Annotated in this window: 1 protein-coding gene; it reads left to right on the top strand. The window is 34.6% G+C overall.

Annotated elements, in window-relative coordinates:
• Positions 1 to 46: 46 nt before the first annotated feature.
• Positions 47 to 246, top strand: a 200-nt coding sequence (locus tag SB765_RS32585) for a hypothetical protein (protein WP_410932887.1), incomplete at its 3' end; no start/stop codon positions are given.

Here is a 246-nt window from a genome sequence, read left to right as displayed (position 1 = left end):
ACCTTTAGTTGATCGCCAAATAGTCAATTTCATAACGAGGGAAATCGTGAAAGCTTATACACTCAAAGAACACAAGGAATCGGGTGAACTGCATCTTTTTGAAGGACAAATGTATGAAGCTAATGCTGACTATAAATGCAGTTCATATCAAAAATCGGTTTGCAAACAGATGTCTAATGATGATTCAAAGAAAAACAAATTTGCATGCAAAACCGATCACGAAGCAAGAATTGAAATAGCAAATAT

Source organism: Pseudomonas sp. SIMBA_067 (assembly GCF_046534675.1).
In the GTDB taxonomy this organism is placed as follows: Bacteria; Pseudomonadota; Gammaproteobacteria; order Pseudomonadales; family Pseudomonadaceae; genus Aquipseudomonas; species Aquipseudomonas putida.
The sequence above is the reverse complement of the archived record's forward strand: the minus strand, read 5'-3'. Positions and strand labels throughout refer to the sequence as shown.